This is a genomic window from Pseudomonas sp. GNP014 (assembly GCF_054344005.1).
This window is the reverse complement of the sequence record NZ_JBTGUS010000012.1, coordinates 1-20,167: the sequence shown is the minus strand read 5'-3', so window position 1 is coordinate 20,167 and position 20,167 is coordinate 1. Positions and strand designations below refer to the sequence as shown.

9 protein-coding genes, 4 tRNA genes, 14 pseudogenes and 1 riboswitch are annotated in these 20,167 nt (G+C 54.4%); of the genes and pseudogenes, 7 read left to right on the top strand and 20 right to left on the bottom strand.

The features are described 5' to 3' along the window. The first annotated feature begins 132 nt into the window (after positions 1–132). Together ACXX9E_RS29270 and ACXX9E_RS29265 are read left to right on the top strand one after the other, a co-directional pair. On the top strand, positions 133–531 hold the full coding sequence (locus ACXX9E_RS29270) for a hypothetical protein (RefSeq protein WP_458556707.1): 399 nt from the start codon (positions 133–135) through the stop codon (positions 529–531). A 1,230-nt stretch (positions 532–1,761) separates the two neighbouring features. After that, entirely contained in the window at positions 1,762–2,244 is a 483-nt protein-coding gene (locus tag ACXX9E_RS29265) for a hypothetical protein (RefSeq protein ID WP_458556706.1), read from the top strand. A gap of 1,547 nt (positions 2,245–3,791) precedes the next feature. Here the strand turns inward: ACXX9E_RS29265 and ACXX9E_RS29260 are convergent. Both ACXX9E_RS29260 and ACXX9E_RS29255 read right to left on the bottom strand, forming a co-directional pair. Then, complete coding sequence (locus tag ACXX9E_RS29260) at positions 3,792–4,259, bottom strand: GmrSD restriction endonuclease domain-containing protein (protein ID WP_458556705.1); 468 nt, start codon at positions 4,257–4,259, stop codon at positions 3,792–3,794. Further along, the gene (locus ACXX9E_RS29255; protein WP_458556704.1) at positions 4,243–4,563 is read right to left on the bottom strand and encodes a hypothetical protein; all 321 of its coding nucleotides are present in this window, start codon (positions 4,561–4,563) and stop codon (positions 4,243–4,245) included. Before ACXX9E_RS29255 ends, ACXX9E_RS29260 begins: the two co-directional genes overlap by 17 nt. 197 nt (positions 4,564–4,760) lie before the next feature. On the opposite strand from ACXX9E_RS29255, the pseudogene ACXX9E_RS29250 reads away from it, so the two are divergent. Then, positions 4,761–5,373, top strand: a pseudogene (locus ACXX9E_RS29250) (recombinase family protein); the annotation flags it as partial. 1,655 nt (positions 5,374–7,028) lie between these two features. Then, complete coding sequence (locus ACXX9E_RS29245; RefSeq protein ID WP_458556703.1) at positions 7,029–7,157, top strand: PA3371 family protein; 129 nt, start codon at positions 7,029–7,031, stop codon at positions 7,155–7,157. Here the strand turns inward: ACXX9E_RS29245 and ACXX9E_RS29240 are convergent. Beyond that, positions 7,132–7,718: pseudogene (locus tag ACXX9E_RS29240) on the bottom strand (ribose 1,5-bisphosphate phosphokinase PhnN). The gene ACXX9E_RS29245 and the pseudogene ACXX9E_RS29240 sit on opposite strands and share 26 nt — an antisense overlap. 392 nt (positions 7,719–8,110) lie before the next feature. Here ACXX9E_RS29240 and ACXX9E_RS29235 point away from each other — a divergent pair. Next, positions 8,111–8,397, top strand: a pseudogene (locus ACXX9E_RS29235) (Arc family DNA-binding protein). A gap of 230 nt (positions 8,398–8,627) precedes the next feature. Here the strand turns inward: ACXX9E_RS29235 and ACXX9E_RS29230 are convergent. Then, positions 8,628–10,071 (bottom strand): annotated as a pseudogene (locus ACXX9E_RS29230) (magnesium transporter). 312 nt (positions 10,072–10,383) lie between these two features. On the opposite strand from ACXX9E_RS29230, the pseudogene ACXX9E_RS29225 reads away from it, so the two are divergent. After that, positions 10,384–10,902: pseudogene (locus ACXX9E_RS29225) on the top strand (cell envelope protein SmpA). A 19-nt stretch (positions 10,903–10,921) separates the two neighbouring features. Here the strand turns inward: ACXX9E_RS29225 and ACXX9E_RS29220 are convergent. From ACXX9E_RS29220 to ACXX9E_RS29160, 13 genes and pseudogenes are all read right to left on the bottom strand, one after another. Then, positions 10,922–10,998, bottom strand: a tRNA-Arg gene (locus tag ACXX9E_RS29220). A gap of 75 nt (positions 10,999–11,073) precedes the next feature. Continuing rightward, positions 11,074–11,148, bottom strand: a tRNA-OTHER gene (locus tag ACXX9E_RS29215). A gap of 76 nt (positions 11,149–11,224) precedes the next feature. Next, a tRNA-Arg gene (locus tag ACXX9E_RS29210) sits at positions 11,225–11,309 on the bottom strand. Positions 11,310–11,416: 107 nt separating this feature from the next. Continuing rightward, positions 11,417–11,510: transfer RNA gene (locus ACXX9E_RS29205), tRNA-Ser, on the bottom strand. 62 nt (positions 11,511–11,572) lie between these two features. Continuing rightward, a pseudogene (locus tag ACXX9E_RS29200) lies at positions 11,573–11,745 on the bottom strand (carbon storage regulator). Positions 11,746–11,960: 215 nt separating this feature from the next. Continuing rightward, positions 11,961–13,195, bottom strand: a pseudogene (locus ACXX9E_RS29195) (aspartate kinase); the annotation flags it as partial. Between the two features lie 93 nt (positions 13,196–13,288). Beyond that, complete coding sequence (locus tag ACXX9E_RS29190) at positions 13,289–13,753, bottom strand: DHHA1 domain-containing protein (RefSeq protein ID WP_458556702.1); 465 nt, start codon at positions 13,751–13,753, stop codon at positions 13,289–13,291. Positions 13,754–13,955: 202 nt separating this feature from the next. Further along, positions 13,956–14,303 carry a hypothetical protein gene (locus tag ACXX9E_RS29185; protein ID WP_458556708.1) on the bottom strand — a complete coding sequence of 116 codons (348 nt, stop codon included), beginning with the start codon at positions 14,301–14,303 and terminating at the stop codon, positions 13,956–13,958. Positions 14,304–14,367: 64 nt separating this feature from the next. After that, positions 14,368–14,469, bottom strand: a pseudogene (locus ACXX9E_RS29180) (alanine--tRNA ligase-related protein); the annotation flags it as partial. Positions 14,470–14,695: 226 nt separating this feature from the next. Further along, positions 14,696–15,055: an alanine--tRNA ligase-related protein gene (locus tag ACXX9E_RS29175; protein ID WP_458556701.1), complete on the bottom strand. Its 360-nt coding sequence runs from the start codon at positions 15,053–15,055 to the stop codon at positions 14,696–14,698. 82 nt (positions 15,056–15,137) lie between these two features. Then, positions 15,138–15,905: pseudogene (locus tag ACXX9E_RS29170) on the bottom strand (alanine--tRNA ligase-related protein); the annotation flags it as partial. Positions 15,906–16,070: 165 nt separating this feature from the next. Continuing rightward, positions 16,071–16,489, bottom strand: a pseudogene (locus tag ACXX9E_RS29165) (hypothetical protein); the annotation flags it as partial. A 202-nt stretch (positions 16,490–16,691) separates the two neighbouring features. Further along, on the bottom strand, positions 16,692–17,003 hold the full coding sequence (locus ACXX9E_RS29160; RefSeq protein ID WP_458556700.1) for a beta-eliminating lyase-related protein: 312 nt from the start codon (positions 17,001–17,003) through the stop codon (positions 16,692–16,694). A gap of 260 nt (positions 17,004–17,263) precedes the next feature. Next, positions 17,264–17,434: riboswitch (FMN riboswitch) on the top strand. Between the two features lie 104 nt (positions 17,435–17,538). Here ACXX9E_RS29160 and ACXX9E_RS29155 point away from each other — a divergent pair. Next, positions 17,539–18,050: pseudogene (locus tag ACXX9E_RS29155) on the top strand (6,7-dimethyl-8-ribityllumazine synthase). 155 nt (positions 18,051–18,205) lie between these two features. On the opposite strand, the pseudogene astE reads toward ACXX9E_RS29155, so the two are convergent. The 3 pseudogenes from astE to ACXX9E_RS29140 form a co-directional block, all read right to left on the bottom strand. Then, positions 18,206–19,209 (bottom strand): annotated as a pseudogene (gene astE, locus ACXX9E_RS29150) (succinylglutamate desuccinylase). Positions 19,210–19,242: 33 nt separating this feature from the next. Then, a pseudogene (locus ACXX9E_RS29145) lies at positions 19,243–19,552 on the bottom strand (hypothetical protein); the annotation flags it as partial. 19 nt (positions 19,553–19,571) lie between these two features. Then, positions 19,572–20,167: pseudogene (locus ACXX9E_RS29140) on the bottom strand (N-succinylarginine dihydrolase); the annotation flags it as partial.

Below are 20,167 nucleotides of genomic sequence, written 5' to 3'. Positions count from 1 at the left end.
TAATTGCGGCAATCCAGCTTGGGCAAAATGAAGTACTTTGGTGGTATTGAGTAAATAATCAATACTCGAACATTATTCATCCATGTACAGCTACAGCTTAGGAGTTTCGATGGGTACCAAAATTGATGGCTTTTGGAAAAATTAGACTCCGTGAGGCCCTACCGTCCCAGCGCCCCAAAAACGGTCTACGAGGCTTTTCTGGAAAAATCCTTCACCTATGGTCTTGCCACTGCCATGGTGCCCTTTGCTGTATTGTGCCTCCTAGCTAATGTGGCACAAACTCTATTCACCTTGTTGAGTGGCTGGGTCACTGTAGCGCTTTGGAGTGGTCCGATTGCACAAGGCATTGCCCTCTTGTCTTTCGCCGCGCCGATGTTGATGATGGCACGTACAATATTTTCTTGGCAAAATGACAACCGTAGTTATCGCAAAGGCGAGAAGATCCAACATGACCACCTCCAAGCATCCAGTTTGATGGAAGAACCGGCAAACAAACTGGAGCTTGCAGAGAAGTTGATGGTCAGTAAATGAGCAAGCGTCAAGAGCGACGTCTAGGTCTTTTTATGGAGGCGGATGCAAAAAAAACCGCGCTCTTCTCGCTTATTTCTCTTAGCTACGCGTTCGGCAACTCAGTTACCCATTCACTCGGCTGAAAAAGTTGACAGCTACCAGCTTCACTAGCCCTCTGATCGACCAGATTTTCGTATTGGCAATGCATTTGCCTTGTGAATGGTGTCCATCAGTGCCATCGCGATCAAGATTATTGCCAATCGCGACACCTACCGGATAAGGTTCAAATTGGCCTTTCTACTCGAAAACGAAAACTTTTCATGCAAAGTAAAGCGGATATACCGTAGAACATCTGCGTCAACTTGATATCGACGCATAGAGTGAAGTAGGTAGCGTCGACTCCTCACGAAACTCAAGACCCATGCACGGTGCAGGCTTCGCTTCTCAACACGATGCCTACTACATAAACGCTTACGCCGCCAGTTTGCCATTGATTGCCTGCATTCGCCAGCCGCCACCGGTTTCACGGCAGCGGCCATTCTTCCGCAATTTCTATTAAAATGTTGAAGAGCAACGCGCAGGTCGAGGAATCCGTGAAATGGACTGAAGTTTGTTGCAGGTTTTTGTGGTTTTCCGGTATCCCGGCGGGATGTTTCAGGCCTTATGATTTTGACGGCGTTTCTCGCACAGTCCGGTACGCTTGGCTATCTCGATCAGCCAGCTCGTCGCGGAAGTACTTCTCCTTGCCCGGATTTTTCCAACATTTCCATGCCGATAACCCTGTGCTTCCTGCTCGAAAAGTGAGCGTTGAACACCTGGGTCAGTTTTCAGTCTGGCAGAACAGCCTTTACCGGGTCAGTTTTCGGTCAGCGGCAACAATTGGCAACCTGATTCGACCATGCGGGACCTCAATGGGTGCAATTTTCATCTTTATTGAGGATATGCGGATGTTTGGTGCTGGCGAAATCGATTGCCTGAACTGTAGGCTAATTCAATTTCAGCTTGTGCACTCCACCTTTTTTGAAAAATAGCTCAATCCGTAGCCACGACGTATTTTGGGGTTGTGGTAGATCCTAAAAATGAAAGTACTGCTTCCCAAGGATGGAACTCATTTTCCACTATTTCAACCTTAATCTGTTACCAGCTTTGGAGAGGAGGAGTTGATTTGAGTCAAGTTAGGCGTAATGCCCCCCCCCCCCCCCCCGTCAAAAGCTGAAGTCTTATATTCACGGCAAGCTTGGATCGCGAGGCATGGAGTTCTCTAAAGTAAATAATAAAGCGCTTGTAGATGCAATTTGCGCATCGAGGACGCAAGCAAGTCCAGATCTTCTATTGAATTTGAAAACGCATAACGTAAGCAATACACATTTAATTAGTAAATCAATTATGCGATCTACTATTTATTCAATTGTTGCAATCGTCTGCGGCCTTTCTAACAGCGCACTTGCTAAGGACAATTATTCACCAGCATATAGCAACTGCATGGACAAAGCTGGCGGTGCGACCTATGACATGTCTCCCAATGTTCCAGTGCCGAACTCTCACTACAAGATGCAGATGACTTTTGCTACAAAAACGCAATGGGCGTTTTATCAGACGAGAGCAAGAACAGACTACGGAAGCTTAATGGGTTGCCGTTTTGGATTAAATTCAGGAATGCTGACTGTAGTATCTACTATAATCTTTCGGGCGGCAATATGGACACTCTTAGATGGGGCTGGTTGTGAGTATTAGCATGACGCAAAAAACAAGTGTGCGGATGCGCTTGAATGATATTCGCTTGGAATGGTGGTGAAGAAGGGTTTATGAGGTGCGAACGCCAAGTACCTTCCATAAAGTTATGACCTTATTAGTATTAGCTAAAAGGATTTATATAATTACTTGAATCCTCGCTAGCCTTGGCAGCTGGTCAACTACTAACTTATGTGTGAGCAAAGGGGAGCCGAGTTTAATAACAAGAATTACGCAAGCAGCATGTGCTCGGCACTATCGAACGTGCTAATGGCCGCCCGCACCCCACAAGATAAAGAACGGGGCATTGTTCCGTTGCTTAGATAATGACGACCCGAGCTGAAACCTTGGGAACCTTATAGATCCCGAAGCTCCTCAAACAATCATGTTCTTGGAAACTTGCCCCTTGGATGGAAGAAGTGGCCGTTTCAAAAAACAGGGTAGTGCTGAGTGCGAGCGACAGATAGCAACATTCTACGGAGAGCATGCTTCCGCAATGTGCCAAAATAGGTTAAATAATACACAGCCTGTTTTTGCGGCAGAATATGACAGCCGGAAATACACCGGCTACTTGAATTGCGTATCTATAGCACCTGAAACAGACGCACTCTAGTCATTCTCCTGCCTGATTGGCATTTAGACTCATGCCAATCAGGTAGGAAAGATACAAAATTTATTTTGTTATCAGACCAACGGATCGACCAACAGATGTGATGAAATGAAGGCAATTATACGCTCCGACTTGAATTCGTCATCAATTGTCCATTATCGCCTTATCTGGATAACTTTTACAATTTCATTGTAGTAGCCGGCTGGCTTTACCAGTAAACATCACCTAGTGGCTCGCTATATGCTATCCCATGCCTAAGGGTTACAAGACTATCAATAGCTTCTTTCTTTCATCCAGTATAAGCTTCTCAATATCAACCCTCCAACTTCATCGAAAGAAAGCAGATGAGTTGACAGCTTAGTAGACTTCAAGTTCGTGAGGTTCTTGATAGATCCGGATACATAGTGCGTTATTTGTGGAGACGCGCGTTTCTTCACGTTCTGTGGTAAAGTTCTTTATTGTTTACTTTAGAAACCCAGAGTCAAAACACACAAGTGTCTTGCGAAATCAGCACGTAGTTCGGTTTCCATGATATCGATTTTGTCTGCACGGGCAAATGCTGCATCGAGTGCATTTTTTCAGCGAGGCATGACGCTTCATGGTCTAAACCTCACTAAACGCTAACTCAGCCAGTTTTATGCGCTCAGCAACTTGATCCTCCCGCGCGGTGGCTTTCCCGCACTGCTGCTAAAGTCGTCACCTTCCAGGCTTTGAAGCGTGAGGACTTTTCCTTTGTTCATCTCGCCTTTCTCAAGTTGTTTCGCTACGCCAAGCATAACAGAGTCAAAGACAGCAGCATTCAGAGCATTGGTCAACCTGAATGTTTAAGCCCGATGCAACTTGAGCAATCTAGGAGTTGATTGCGTCAACAAAAGCTTTCTCGATTACTTGGTCGCTTCTTTTGATTCTGATTGTACTTGTGGAATTGGAAGGAAATCTTTCATTGGGCTTGAGTATGGCACAGGTGAGAACTGTAGCGCGATGAATCTAAGCACCAACTCATGGTCTTTGAGATTTTGGACGGCTTGCCGAAAGCTACGCGCCATGCTTTAGTTTCATTAAGCTTCCGCACTAAGTGCATCAACTTACCAGGAGCTAAAGCCACTCGAATTTCATGCGGAGACAATCTTGTTCCGCCAGAGTTTAGGCGTTCGAAAAGCGTGTAGATACTTGAAAGATCTTGTGACTCCTGAGTTTTCTTAATCACGGTGGGTGTGGTGAATAATTGCATCATCAAGCGTCCTTCTTTGATCCTCGTCAAGCGTCTTATATGTTCTACCCTTAAACTGTTTTGAACACCTTCTAATGAAAACTCTTTCTTATTCAACATGCCTTCGTAAAAGGCGGAGAGTGTGAGCAGGCGTTGCTGACCATCCAGCACTAGCAGTCTCTTATCTGACTGCTGCACTAAGAAAATCCCAGGTACTGGTAAACCTAGAAGCAAGGGACTCTACAAAACGATCGCATTGAAGTTTACTCCAGATAAACTTGCGCTGGAAAGCTTCAACTTCAAAAACCAAATCGTTTGAAGGGTCGAATGACGGAATCACGATGTCACTTTTCTTCAGTCGACTAACTAAACCATCAACCGGATAGTCAGCCCCATAGAATGTCAGATCAAATTTATATTCGGTTGCTTCCTCCTGTTCGGTAAGTTCTTTAGCCCTTGTGCCGTCGTCAATCTCGTCGTATGTGGATTCAGTGGTGCTCACGATTCGGTTCTCCTTTGATGAACGGCTTCCTGCGGCTGATGATGGCGATTTGCTTTGCCTGAGCAGTTACCATGTGTAAGGTAAGGTATGCCTAGGCTGATACAGGCTGATTCCACCTTTCCACGCTTTTCACTTGAGATGACTCCGAGAAAATGCAACGTTATTAGGACAACACCCTAACTGATACAGGTTGCATTATGTTCATCCGCGCTTACCTTCGAGCCTCAACCGACGAGCAAGATGCCGGCTCGTGAACGCACGGCTCTCGAGAAGTTTGAGTGAGCCAGAAGAAAGTTATTGCCTGCGAGTACCTAGAGAACGCCAGCGGAGCGACCGCGGACCGGCCTGAGCTGCTGCGCCTGCTCAAGGATGCCCGCAAGGGTGATGTGCTGCTGGTGGAATCAATAGACCGCCTCTCGCGCCTTCCTGTAGAGGATTGGCAGAAGTCGAAGGCTGCGATCGACTCCAAGGGCCTGCGCATCGTCGCGTTAGATCTACCGACCAGCCACCAGGGTATGCAGGACACTAAGGGGCTGAGTTCACCGGGCCGAACTTGTAGAAATTCATCAACTGCTGGTGGAAACGGAAACTGGGGACGCCATTGCGCGTAAAGATTACGAGCGCTCGCGACAGGTGCCAGGCCCAGGGGCACCGAGAAAGGCTAAGGCCGCTGGCAAGTACCAAGGCCGCCCCGTTGACGCTGATATGCATAAGCGTGTGACCGACTCATGAGGCGCCGGCCTCGGCATTCGCGCAACGGCTCGTACGCCCAGCCGCTCGACAACGACCGTATTACGCATTCGCGATCAGTTAAATGCTAGCCCTTGCTCCACCAGATACGTAATGAACTGGCGTTATCGCGATAACGCCCAACACAGCGAAAGTGTCGACCTAGCGTATAACACAGCCCTTACAAAGCGTAGCCACGCGTGAAGCGATGGTGGTTAGTGAAGCTATGACGTTCAAAGCTCAGAACTACATCTAGGGTTCTCTGTACAGATTTTCAAAAAATTATGCAGCCACTCCGTCGCACTGATCTGTGCAGTACCTCGATCGCGCTGGGTGAAATCGGATTTGAGCAGCGGGATTTCGCCTGTGCTGCTGGTCAATGTCGCGCGATTCATCAGGGGATCCACGCATTTCTTAACCTCACCAAAACACCATCTTGCGATGCGGAATGGTCAGCAGTTTTGCGTTGATGACGATTGCACCAGCGAGCGAAAATGATGAGGAATGTCGGGGAGCGAGCAGGCGAACAACGTATGCGAAGCAGAAGAGTTACGGCAGAGACTGAAGATAAACCCTTGGTTCATCAGACTCTCGACGAAAACGTAGCCAGCCGTTGCTGGAAGAGAACCTGATGATCTCAGTAGAAGTTAACGCTTGAGCAGGCCGGATGGGAAAGTGCATTCACGCGATTTCGGTATCCTTGCTCTGTCCCAGTATGCGCACGTTTTGCCGATGTCCTTCAGGAGATGTAGGCCTGGACGGTCTGGGTCAGGTGCCGCAAATGAAGCCGACATTGACTACCTTATGGCAACAATTTCTTCGTGTGCAGACACCGTACATTCAGCCACGAATCTGATCTCCGCTGCTTTTCCGACTACTGCGATAGTCCTCATAGGCCTGATTTAAGCTTTAGTTATAGACTTAAAACGGATAGTGATGAAAAATGTGGTGCTAACATAAAATACTGGAAGCAATTTTATGTTGGTGGTTTGGTATGCAGTTAAACATTTTAATGTAAAAGATAAAACGCTGTATGACCTTTTTTATTGACTACGGCGTCCGAGGGTAGGTTCCATGCGACCTTTCCCGAGGGAGGGGAGGTAACGGTTCCAATTGTTATGAAGAGACACTGAGTTGTCACGGCCGGATGCGGCGCGACGGACGGCGAGCATGTTAACGGCCAGCCCTCTATTTGTCATGTCGTCCGTGGGCTTTTTAAGTGTAGGTGCCTGACAACCTTTGTGGTTAATTACTGGTGGATTTTTTTGCCACTGCCGCAAAAAGCCATCATTGCAAACGGAACCCGCAGCCGTTGAAAAACCTTTCAAACGTCGTTTGAGGGACTCGGCAGAAGCTGGTTAAGAACTTGGTCGGGATCACGGCTGCTTTGTCTGTTCACATAACAGAACAAACGGAGTCCGCCCCATGAACAGCACTCTCCTGCTTGCAAACAGCAATCGCTCTCGCGGTTTTGGTTGGCTTTCATTTTGTTCCCGAGACGCTTAGTCTTGGGCGGCTCAGGTGATGCCGATCGACTCTGCAGGTGCAGAAAGCACCGCAGTGGGTGGTGTCGGAGCGATCAGAGCGACTTCGCGGCGAGGCAGTCGATGAGCTGAGCAAAGTATATGGCCGACGGTGAACACTGAAAGAATGTCTGGTTTTTTGAAGATCGAAGGAGAAGAGCATGTCGAAGATGAAGTGCAGGATTTCCGAACTGCTGTTTATCGAGTGGCGTTTTGCGGGTTGCCTTGTTCGAGGAAACCGAAATCACCCTGCCCCTGGTTGGCTGCGGCGTGTTTGCGGTGTTGTTCGCACTGGCACTGGTCGCCGGACGCAGGATCAAGTTCGATCCGGTGTTGCGTTGAGCCGGATCAAGTCCAGTAATTGATTGACGGCATCCACCAGAGCACCTGAATTGTCGATCAGTAAAATGGAACAGGCAGATCGCTGGTTCGCCGGTCCTTGAATAACGCGTTATGCAAGCTGTGCATCGATCTGCTCAAGGTCTCGACCGCGCCGACCGTGAGTGCTCGCGCAATACTTCATCCTTCACCGTCAGCAGCACCGGGATCAGCGTCGGATAGGCGTGCGAGCGCGTCACGGAGAATTCGGTGGTGGTGAGCGGTTCAACGCCAGGCGATATGCACGAACCGCGCAACCATTCGTCCATTTTCTTATCGGGATGCCATACGCGAGGCCGTTGGCGTGCCAGGCGAGGGCAAAATCGCCGTCACGCTCGCGCTGATCAACTCTTGCGGCGTGACGCCGACGGTGCTTTACGCCGACCTGAGGCACTCCGGCATCCGGGTAATTACCCGGCGGGTGACTTTAGTTGATTGCCTGGTTAACGGCTCACGCGCCGCTTTGATCAGGCTGTCCTTGCCCGATCCGGAAGGCCCCATCAGATAAATAAGCCTGCCATCCATCCTGAAAACATCCTGGGGAATGGGTCCCGCCCCAGCAACGGGAAATCGCCATGTTCCTGTACAGGTAACAAAAGAGGTAGTACAAAGTAACGGATAACACGGCACGTTCTGCTTTGGTATCAATTTGATGATCAGGAAGGTGATATTTGTACTCGCGGCCAGTAAGTTTTCAAAAATGAGTGCTGAATTTCCATAATTGTGATGGATTTACCTTTACCCAGCTCGGTATCTGAATTTTATGCCAAGCTGATCGGGAATTTTGAAGGGGATGACGCGGGCCTCTTTCCCGGAGAATTTCAGGTCGAAACGATTGCGGATGCTTGTCCTACCACACATCCTGCGGCCAATTCCAGAACCTGAAGGTTCTTCGGTTAACCGGTTAAAAATGCCGATTGAAACAGGCAATTTATTCCAGCCGTACGGCTGACAAGTTCGTCGTACGTCTGCCAGACGGGATGCGTGAACGCATTGCCGAGGTGGTTGTAATCATCATCGCTCAGCACGACTTTGAAACCATTGCAGCTTGAGCAGAAAGTCTGACTGCAAGGTGCACTGGGCGAAGAGCTGAGTATGCGCCTGGACAGCCGCCGAGAAAGTTCGCTGGCACGAGCGTGAGATGAAACCTGACGCTTCCCGTAGCCGCTTCCACCGTCAACAAAAACGCTTCGTGCACTGTTAATCGCTTACTACTACATGTGGAGATGGGTCCTGAGCCATGAACATCGAAGCCAGCAGGCTGCTTTGTTGATCGTCAGCCGCCTGACAGCATCGGTGCGCGGACCTTTATCCCCAGCAGATGGCGGCCCCGAAGAGGGACTGCTGCGCGTTTATCGGAAATCCCCTCGCCACAGGTTACTAATCACCCATGAACAAGCTCGTCATTTTGGCGGGCCTTTTCTTTGCAGCCGGTTAGAGCAGGAAGATTGTCGCCAGCCCCAGGAAGATGAAGAAGTGACCTCGGCCGTCGGTCATGGCGGTGATCATCACACTCGCGCCCATCGCCGGATCGCGCCCCATCTTCGCGAGGGTCATCGGAATCAGCACCCCCATCAGCGCCGCGAGCAACAGGTTGAGCGTCATCGCAGCGGTCATCACCACTCCCAACGACCAACTGCCGTAGAGCAGATAGGCAACCACACCGATCACCCCGCCCCAGACCAGACCGTTGATCAACCCAACCGCCAGCTCGGTATCAGCGAAGTGTTGCCCGTACTGACCTGGTCAAGCGCCATGGCGCGCACGATCATGGTGATCGTCTGGTTACCGGACTCGCTGCTGATAGCCGGTGATCGGCATCAGCGCCGCGAGCGCTACCAGCTTCTCGATCGAGCCCTCGAAAAACTGATCACCCGCGATGCGACGAACGCCGTGATCAGGTTGATGGCCAGCCACGCCGCGACGGTTCACCAATGGCATCGAGTGAAGAGATGTCCTTCTTCTTCCGCGCAGACCGGCCATGTTGAGGACTTCGCTTTCGCTTTCCTCACGAATCAGGTCAACCATTTCGTCGATGGTCAGAGATGTCGAAACCCCAGCTTGCCGTTGTTCTTTCATGACCGGGGCCGAGATCAAGTCATAACGTTCGAACGCTTGAGCGGCGTCGTAGGCGTCTTCGTCCGGGTGGAAAACTCACCGGATCGCTGGCCATGACTTCAGAAACCTGTTTCTCCGGATTGTTACCAGCAAACGCTTGATCGGCAGCACACCCTTGAGCACACCGTCGTAATCGACCACGAACAGCTTGTCGGTATGACCAAGGGCTTTCGTCGAAATAATGCGGTGCAGATAACGCAACGCCATCTTCGAGCCAGTTCCTCGCGCCCATGGTCACCATTTCGAAGTCCATCAGCGCGCCGACCTGCTGCTGGCCGAGGAACAGGCCGCAGCGCGACCTGTTTGCGCTGCTGGTTATCCAGGCTCTCCATCAGCTGGCCCATGGACGACGTCTCGCGGCAGCTCGGAAGCCAGGTCAGCAAGTTCGTCGGCATCCATGTCCTTGGCCGCAGCCAGGAGTCCGGCACCGTCGATGTCGGCGATGACGTTCTCGAACGAACGAGATCTTCGATGTCGCCGTCGCGATCGGCCTTGACCAGTTGCAGAAGCGCGAGCAACTCATCCAGCCGGGCAAGGCTTCGAGAATGTAAGCGACGTCGGCGGAGTGCAAATCATCGAGCTTGCGTTGCAACTCGACGAGATTTTGCCGGTGAACCAGGTTTTCGACCCGGTCGTGATGCGGACCTTCCTGACGATGAGTCAGGTCTTCAACGACACGCTGGCGCTGCAGCAGCTCGACGACCTGAGCCAGGCGATCCTGCAGGCTTTCCTGTGTTTTCTTTACTTCGATTTCGGACATAGGCGAACGCCTCGATCTCCAGCAGCGGGGCACGCCGGAAGGATCAATCAGTCAATTCATGATTGGTAAAACGCGGTACTGAGTAAATGACTGGAAACCGATGAGGTTTTTCAAGTCGGCGGGGCTGACGAACTATACCGCCGTACCGTTCTGAAACGTTAGAAAAGGCCATGGGGTCGAAGAAGGCTTGCGAAACAAACCTGAGCGCAGTCCTGATCCTTGCAAATGCGACGACTCATCCTGAAAGAAAAACACCGGCGACAAAAAATGTAGCGACTACCCTTGAGCGTAGATCGTCATGGAGGACGCCGAATGCCATCGAAAACTTCTATTTTTGTCCTGACCAGCCTGCTCTGCCTGCCTCCCGCCGGGGCCGCCACCACGCTTCATCGTTCGGAAGCCGTCGACGGCAGTGTCACCTTCACCAGCATGAGCTGCGCCAGCGGCGAGCAGCGATCCGTGCAGGAAGTTCACCCCTACTTGCCAGGCTCGGTCATCGCGGTGATGCCCGAACACGACCACGAAGAAACATCCGGTATGAAAACCAGAAGACGCGAACCAGGCGTTGTCGGCACGGCAGTAGATCAATGCGGCAATCTGATCAGCGCCAGGCAACGTCGTGAAGCAATCATCAATCAACGCGTGATTGCCGGCATGAGCCAAGAGGATGTTGAAAGCGCACTGGGCAAACCCGAAGGCGAATGTCCGCAGTTTCGACAACCAGCTATCGCTATGCTCAGTGAGGCCGCAGTGCTCAAGTCTTTGATTTAACTTGAGAGGGGATGCGTGAAGGGAAAAGCCAAATCCCGGACAGCAAAAAGCCCGCGTTAAACGCGGGCTTTTCGGTATATGGTGCACTCGACAGGATTCGAACCTGTGACCGCTCGGTTCGTAGCCGAGTACTCTATCCAGCTGAGCTACGAGTGCATTTTGTGTTTTTAGACCAGACCACAACTGGTTGAAGCCAAGTTATTTACATCGCTGCAACTAACTCTTGGACGGTGCACTCGACAGGATTCGAACCTGTGCCAGCACTTGTTTGTAGCCGAGTACTCTATCCAGCTGAGCTACGAGTGCATTTGTGTTTGTTAGACCAGATTATCAACACCTGGTTGAAGCCGAGTCATTTACATTGCTGCAACTGACTCTTAAATGGTGCACTCGACAGGATTCGAACCTGTGACCGCTCGGTTCGTAGCCGAGTAACTTATTTTAGACTTGAGGAAAGCTGCAAGTGCATTTGTTGCGCCGCATTATAGCCCGTTTAATCTCTCATTCAACCACTTTTTCTAGTAATTTCAACAACTTACCGAAAAAGCCAGATTACAACGTACTAAGCAAATAATGGCGGAGAACGGGGGATTCGAACCCCCGACACCCTTTTGAGGTGTACTCCCTTAGCAGTGGTAATGCTTTTGCCGACCTTGTGCCAGCTCTCCGCAACACGGGGCGTATATTAACCACCTTCTTCCCCGTTTGCAAACATAAAAAACGATAAAAATTAATGGCTTGGTTCTTCGTCCTTCTCTTTCTCTTTATACGCAGGTAAATTTCCTCAACGTGCATGAAGCCTACCTCTTTCGGGGTGTCATGCTGATACGCACTTGATTTCCTTTGACGCCAGGACACGGTCACGGTGATTTCGCCATCACCGATAATCAGGCTTTCTGCGATAAATTCGACGAGTTAGAATCAGCACAACCTCTCTCCTCACGCAATTCTTCAGGGACAACAGTCTGCAAAAAAAAGGCACCCGACCTACAACCGGAGCGATCGTAGCCCTACATGCCTGAGTATTGACCAGCGCGAGCAAAAGAACAGATCAGGGGCTCGCGCCATTCAAAAATAAAGGGCGCGGTCAGACCGCGCCCTTCATGTAAACGGAATGACTCGCCCTGACGGGCTGGAGCATCCAGTTCGAAAGCCGTGTGCAGAGCGCGCACGGCCATTTCAGGTTTCTTTTTATTACCACGGAAACCTTGATTTCCGACGTCGAAATACTCATTGGGCTGTCCACGTTTTTTTTTTCGCTGAGGCGTTTTCAAGCAATGGCCGGCGACGCCTGCGTGGAGCGCATGCCGACGCCGACGATCGAGACCTTGGCAATCTTGGTGTCGCCTACGACTTCACGGGCACCGATCTCGCGAGCGGTGTTTTCCAGCACGGTCTGTGCGCCCTGATAGTCGTTGCGGTGCACGGTGAAGGTGAAGTCGGTGGTGTTATCGTGCGCGACGTTCTGCACGATCATGTCGAGATCGATGTTCGCGGCACTGATCGGGCCGAGAATCTTGAACGCCACGCCCGGGGTGTCTGGCACGCCACGGATGGTCAGCTTGGCTTCATCGCGGTTGAAAGCGATGCCGGAAATGATCGGCTGTTCCATGGTTTCCTCTTCATCAATAGTAATGCGCGCGCCGCAGTTCCTCGAAGCCCTTGCCGGATACGCGCAGCGGAACGTTGTACTTGCCGGCGAATTCCACCGCACGGATCTGCAGCACCTTGGTAACGGAAGCCATTTCCAGCATCTCTTCGAAGGTGATCTTGTCCAGACGCTGAGCGACCGGCACCACACGCCGGTCGGCGGCGATACCATCGATGTCGGTGTAGGTTCGCACACTCATCGGCCTTCAAAGCCGAAACCTCAGATGACGGCTGTGGCGGTTGAACTGCGACGACCAGGTGATGTTGCCGTGCTCGTCGACGCCCTGGAAACCGGCGACAACAACGCGACCCGCCTTCAGATCACCACGAATTTTCTGGTCATCAATCTGCAAGGACAGCTGTTCATCGGCCGGCACCTGCTCGGTCAGGTCGCACTCTATTACCGGTGTACGACACCGCCGGCACACCGCGCTTGATCAGCGCCATCGCCAGCAGGGCAATCGTCACCTGCTCACCGGTGGAAACGATCACGTCCAGTTCGTCGCCGGGTAGTTGTTGGAGTGTCGCCACTGATTTGCTTGGCCAGTTTCACCGAGCAACTGTTGGTTTCGCCGCTCATTGCAGACAGCACAACCACGGTGGCCATCGCCGGCATCCGCAATTTCTTAACCTTGTCGGCGACCTGCTCGATCTCGACAGTGCCGACCGAGGTGCCTCCAAATTTCTGTACGATCAAAGCCATTTCAAAGCCGCCTCTGCCCATGAAGTGCTGGCCCCGAGAATCACTCGAACAGCCGCCGGGCCCGCCACTAGACTGCGGGCCGGACGGACTGCCTTATAAACCCTGCTCGACGAATGGAACGGTCAGCGCCAATGCGCCATCCAGTGGCCTGCCGGCGCTCGACATCTCGCCGCCCTGCGCCATGTCCGGACGACCACCGCCCTTCCCGCCCACTGCCGCAGCAGCCTGTTTCATCAAATCACCGGCTTTGAGTTGGCCAGTCAGGTCCTTGGTTACGCCTGCAACCAGTACGACCTTTTCCTCATGGACACTGCCGAGCAGGATTACTGCGCGGCCGAGTTTGTTTTTCAGCTGATCGACCAGCGCCAGCAGCGCCTTGCCGTCCTGACCATCCAGACGTGCGGCCAGAACCTTCACATCCTTGACGTCCACTGCCGAGTTCGACAGATCGTCGCCCGCGGCACTGGCAGCCTTGGCTTGCAACTGCTCGAGCTGCTTTTCCAGTGCGCGGTTGCGCTCCAGCACGGCCGACAGCTTGTCGATCAGGTTGTCGCGCACGCTCTTCCTCGACCAGGTTGGCCGCTTCCTTGAGTTGTTCTTCTGCCGCGTTCAAGTAGGCCAGTGCCGCAGCACCGGTGACTGCCTCGATACCACGCACGCCCGATGCCACACCGCCTTCTGTGATGATTTTCAGCAGGCCGATGTCGCCGGTACGGTTGGCGTGGATACCGCCGCACAGATAGTAGTCCCACGGAGAGATTCAGCCGCTCGATGCCGTCAGCACGCGCACGTTGTCGCCGTATTTCTCGCCGAACAGCGCCATCGCGCCTTTCTGCCGCGAATTTGATGGTCCGGTTTCGTGTTTCAACCGCGGAGTTCTTGCGAATCTCTGGGCGTTGACGATGTCTTCCAGCGCCTTGATTTGTTCGTCTTTTGATCGCTTCAAAGTGGCTGAAGTCGAAGCGCAGACGCTGGCTATCAACCAACGAACCTTTCTGTTGCACGTGCTCGCCCAAGACCTGACGCAGCGCAGCGTGCAGCAAGTGAGTGGCAGAGTGGTTGAGCGAAGCTCGCGCTGACGCACTTCGGCATCGACGTGGGTTTCCATCGGTTGCGCCGATGGCCAGGCTGCCCGAATCCAGCACACCGTGGTGCAGGAATGCGCCGCCGGTCTTGGTGGTGTCGCGAACGTCGAAACGTGCGCTACCGGCCTGCAGGAAACCACAGTCGCCGATCTGACCGCCGGACTCCGCGTAGAACGGCGTCTGATTCATAAAGTTATGACCGCCTCTTCGCCTTCATTCAAGACGTCGACCGACTGGCCATCTTTATAGATGGCGACAATTTTTGCCTGAACCGCTGGTGCGTTTCGGAACCGGTGAACTCGGTGGCCACATCAACCTTGACCAGGGTGTTGTAGTCCAGGCCGAACGAGCTGGCCTAGTGCGTACGAACACGCTGGGCTTCCATTTCACGCTCAAAGCTTCATCGGCGCACCCGTCAGGCCGCGCTCACGAGCGATGTCAGCTGTCGAGGTCCATCGGGGTCGTAGGTGTCGTAGAGTTTGAACACCACGTCGCCCGGCACCACGGTGCCTTGGAGTTCCAGCAGGTCCTGCTCGAGAATCTTCAGGCCGTGCTCCAGAGTCTTGGAGAACTGCTCTTCTTCGGCCTTGAGTACGCGCTCGATGTTGCTCTGCTGCTTCTTCAGTTCCGGGAAGGCTTCGCCCATCTCGGCGACCAGCGCAGCCACGATCTTGTAGAAGAAGCTGCCAGTGGCACCCAGCTTGTTGCCGTGACGGCAGGCACGACGAATGATCCGGCGCAGCACGTAGCCGCGGCCTTCGTTGGACGGCAGCACGCCGTCGGCAATCAGCGAAGCCGCACGAACGGATGTGGTCGGACACCACTTTCAGCGACGACTGATCGCCATTTTCGCAACCGATGGCTTCAGCCGAGGCTTTCAGCAGGTTCTTGAACAGGTCGATGTCATAGTTGGGATCGATGCGCTGCATCACCGCACGATCCCTGCCAAGCCCCATGCCGGTGTCGACCGACGGCGCTGGCAACGGATGCAACACGCCGTCGGCGGTGCGGTTGAACTGCATGAACACGTTGTTCCATATCTCGATGTAACGGTCGCCGTCTTCTTCCGGCGAACCCGGTGGGCCACCCCAGATGTGGTTGCCGTGATCGTAGAAAATCTCGGTGCATGGGCCGCACGGGCCGGGATCCCCATGGTCCAGAAGTTGTCGGACGCGTAAGGCGCGCCTTTGTTGTCGCCGATGCGGATCATGCGCTCGACCGGCACGCCGATCTCTTTGGTCCAGATGTCATACGCTTCGTCGTCGGTGGCGATGTGGACCAGGTTCTTCCTTCGGCAGTTTCAGAACGCCGGTCAGGAAGGTCCAGGCGAAGGTAATCGCGTCGTGCTTGAAATAGTCACCGAAGCTGAAGTTACCGAGCATTTCAAAGAATGGTGACGAGCGGTATAACCGACGTTTTCCAGGTCGCTGTTCTTGCCACCGGCGCGCACCCACTTTGCTGCTGGTTGCGCGGGTGTACGCGCGCTTTTCCTGGCCCAGGAAGCAGTCCTCGAACGGGTCGATCCCCGCGTTGGTGAACAGTAGGGTCGTCGTCGCCCGGAGTCTGAGCAGCTGGAGCAGAATGGCGCCGGCCTTGCTCTTCGAAGAAGCGAAGGAAGGCTTCACGGATTTCTGCGCTTTTCATTAGGTTTCATGGTGGCCGCGGCCAAAGGCCTGTTCGAAACGTCAACAGACGAAGCGACGGCAAGTGCTCGATGATATCGGCCCTGCGCGCGGGGTACAGCGTGTTTATACGATAGAGAGTGGTTAATTGGACGGCTAACGCTGTCACTTGCGCGAAAACTCGACGAATGTCGCGATCACTTGCTCGATTTGCGAGCGATTGACGTCCATGCGCGTCACGCGCAGGTGTGTGTGTCAATTCTTCTTATGCTCGTTGTGGCAAACCCGCTCTCGATCGTCTTGGTCGATGCCATCTGCACGTAGACCATGTTGGCTTCCTGGATGGGCTTGAGCCAGCTTAGCCGCCGGGCGTCGCCGAACTTCGGCGAAAATAGCGCGTTGGCGTGGTCGTCCGCCAGACGCTCGACGTTGTGATCCAGCGCATACAGCCCCGCTGCTGCGAGCAATCCGGCCTGGCGCATGCCGCCGCCTACCATTTTGCGCAGGCGGCGTGCTTTGCCGATCAACGCCTCGCGCTCGACAGCTCGTAGCTCGACCGGCGCACCGAGGCCCTTGGACAGGCACACCGAGACCGAATCGAAGTATTGGGTACCTCGTGGGCATCCACGCCCAGCTTGACCGCCGCGTTGTACAACCGCGCGCCATCCAGGTGCAGTTGCAGGCCGGTCACCCGCGAGTAAACTGGCGTGCCCGGGCCAGATACTCCAGCGCAGATCGTCGATGGCGTTTTCCAGCGCGAACAGAAACCGGTGGTGGGCGAAATGAAAGTCATCCGGTTTGATCGCCGCCGCGACCTGATCCAGATCCAGCGAACCATCGGCCTGCACCTTCCAGCGGCTGTGGCTGGATCGAGCCAAGCACTGCCGCGCCGCCGCCCTCGTACTTATAGGTGTGCGCCTGCTGGCCGACGATGTATTCGTCGCCACGTTCGCAGTGCGCCATCAACCCCAGCAGATTGCTCATGGTGCCGGTCGGCACGAACAGCGCCGCAGCAATACCGAGCGCCTGGCCAGTTCGGCTTCCAGACCATTGACCGTCGGGTCCTCGCGACACGTCGTCGCCGGCGTCCGCCGCCGTCATGGCGGTTCGAGCATGGCGGGAGTCGGTTGGGTGACGGTGTCGCTGCGAAGATCGATAACGCTCATGCAACTCTTGCCTTAAGTCAGCAGGGGAAATCCACGAAGGTGAGTTACCGCGGTCATGGCGCGGATTAATCAACCCTTGCGCAAGGAAAAGTCGTTTCGGGCAGTCAAAAAATTCGATGGCAATCATCGGAAGGTGTGCAACGCACAGACGCACAATCTGTGTTAAACGCCGCGCCGCCCGACAAAGGGCGGCAAAAACGTTCGGCAGGCGGGGTGGACTCCCCACCGGCGGTAATTGCGCGCAATGCGCATAGCCCGCGAGCGCTTGGCGACGCACACCGTTTTTGCGGTGGGTGGCGGCAAGGTCAGCAGACCCGGTGTGATTCCGGGGCCGACGGTCATAGTCCGGATGAAGAGAGAACGGGATTGAGCCCGCGCAAAGGGGCCGTCCGCGAGCAGTCGTGCGAGCGTGGGCTCCAATCCCTTTCGATTCATAACGCCCTGTTTTTCACACAAACAGGAGTCAGAACATGCAACCCACCGCTATCGACAGCAAAAGCAAACACCCACATGGCGAGCGCGTCGCGTTCATCCAGGCCTGCTGGCACAAGAAGGAAATCGTCGACCAGAGCCGTAAGGCTTCATGACCTGCTGAAATGCTGGCCCCTAGGGTCTACGAGGGTTGCCAGCATCGACTTCTTCGAGTCGGTGCGCCTTGAAATGCCCCTGCAGGCCGAGTCGCGGCCGAAGACCGGTCAGGCTGCTGCATCGTCGCTGTAGTCCTTGTGGTGGACGGCGGCATCTACCGTCACGAGTTCGTCGCCCAGTCGGTGGTCAGCGGCTTCATGCAGGTGCAGCTCGTAGACCGAACTGCTGTTCGGTGTCCTGTGGATGTGATCATCTCCATGGCGTGGGTGAAGAACATCAGAAGTTCTTCTTCGAGCATTTTGTGCACAAGGGTCAGGAAGCGGGCGGCAGCGGCGAGACGCTGCGCAAGGTTCGCGCACTGCGCCGCAGTGAGCCGCATGCTGTAGCGGTCTGATAGCCCATGGGTGAGGCCTTGGGCCTCACTCTTTCCACTGTGGAGCGAGTCCTGCTCGCGAAAGCGGACTGACAGCCAACTCAAATGTTGAATGTCAGATTGCATTCGCGAGAAGCTCGCTCCACAGTGGTTTTGTGTAGACCTTGCGATTGAGGTCAGGCGAGGTTTTCGTCGCCGGCTTCGACGATCAGGATGCCCGGCGCAGGCCCTGTTCTCGTAGACCTTCGGATCGAGGAGATGATCCGTGCGCCCTCTTCCTCGATGACCCAGCGGGTATTGGCCAGGTCTTCGGCCAGCAGATACCCCACATCCAGCTGGAAAAGTTCTCGATGTCCGCCGGCAGATTCAGGCGAAAGCATTGCTGCGCTCGATGATTTCCCGGGCCACGCTGAACAGCTGCAAACCGTCCAGGCCTTCTTCGGCCAGACCCGGCTGATTGCCTTCGATGATCTGCTGCAGGCGGGTTTCCAGGCGCGAAACGTCGACCCCTTCGTTTTGCCCGAACGGCCGCGCCTTGCCCAGTTCCAGAGTAAAGGCCTCGGCACCGAGCTTGTCGTAGGTGTAGGAGCTGAACACGATCGACGGCTTGTTCTGCAGCAGCACCGCCTCCATCCCGGCGGCACGCAGGCGCGCCAGTTCGCGGCGCGAATGCTGGCGACCGTCCTTCCACGGATACAGGGCGAACTGGCGCCGATCTTCGAGCCACGAATCGCCGTGTGCAGGTCGTAATGCAGGCGATCACGAGTCCGGGATACGCGGAAGAAACTTGCCGCCAGTCGCTCCAGCTCACAGGCGCGCAGCGCTTCGGATGCCAGTGGGTTTGTTCATGACGGCCGTTGAACAGCCGATTGACGTCCTGCTCGACGAAGCGCTCGCCTTTACGAATCGCTTCCGGATTGCCGAACAGAAACAGAATGCGTGCGCGCGGCTTCAGGTCGCCGCGAGCGATGAGCAGCCGATCGAAGCCGATCGGCGCGGTTTCATTGCCGGCACGCCTGCCGACAACAGGTCGAGGATCGCTCGCTGCGCTTCGGGTGGCCGTACTTCCAGCGCACCCTCGCTCAACCAGCGCATGCGCACGCCTTCGACAGTCAGTTGAGCTTCTCTTGCGGTTCGCGGCCGGCGAGGTCAGTTCAAGCAGTTTGCCGAGGGCGAACAAGAAGCGGTTTCGTAGCGGTTGCCGGTCGAGTTTCGGCTGGTGCACGTGATCCTCGTCAGCGCCGAGGTCAGCCGGTTCCATTTCCAGTTGCAGACTTACCAGATTAGTTCCGCCAAAGTGGCGGTACAGCAAATTGGCGTACTCTTCGTCACCTTCCTCGACGTCCACGCCAATCAGCAGTTGGCCACGGCCATCCTGCTGGATCCACAGCTCTTTGCCTTGCCACATGACCGCGACGCGGGTGGCGTCAGGTTGGCAGTTGTGTGCCGTCGGTATCTTCAAGGTTGAGCTGGAGGGGAATTGCTCCAGGTTTAACTCTGGGGAGACAAGCCGCGCGCCGCATTCAGGCGACGCGCCGGCCATCAATTGATCTGGAATGGATAAACCGCGCCCAGTTTAAGGATTTGCGTCAGTTCATCCAGTGCCGTCCGGCATTCAAGCAGCAATTGCGGCGCTCGCTGAATATCGCTCTCGCTTTAGGCGTGTCGCGGATAGGCCTTCTTCAACGGATGCGCGATGCAACGGTATAAATGGTGCGTTAATGCATAACCTCGGGTCCACCGCCGCCAGTTCGGTTTCGTTGAGCGCGACACGCAGACGCAGGCACGCCGGGCCACCACCGTTCTGCATGCTTTGTTTGAGGTCGAAGACTTTCACTTCGCGGATCAGGCCGCCGGCGAGCCGGTCAGACTTTGCAGGTAAGCCCACACGCGCTCGTTGGCCTGGCATTCCTGCGGCACGATCAACAACATCGAACCGTCAGCGCGATAGGAAGCCGCCCGTCGAACAGGTACGAGTGCACGGCATCATCTCGACGCTGACCGCCGAACGCGGCACGCAGATGGACTGGAACTCGCCGCCGACGTTGGCGAGCTTGCCTTGCAGGCTCTTGCGCCAGCACGGCGCCCAGTCTCAAGGAACGCGTCCTCGTGATAGAACAGCACCTTGCCCTTCGTCG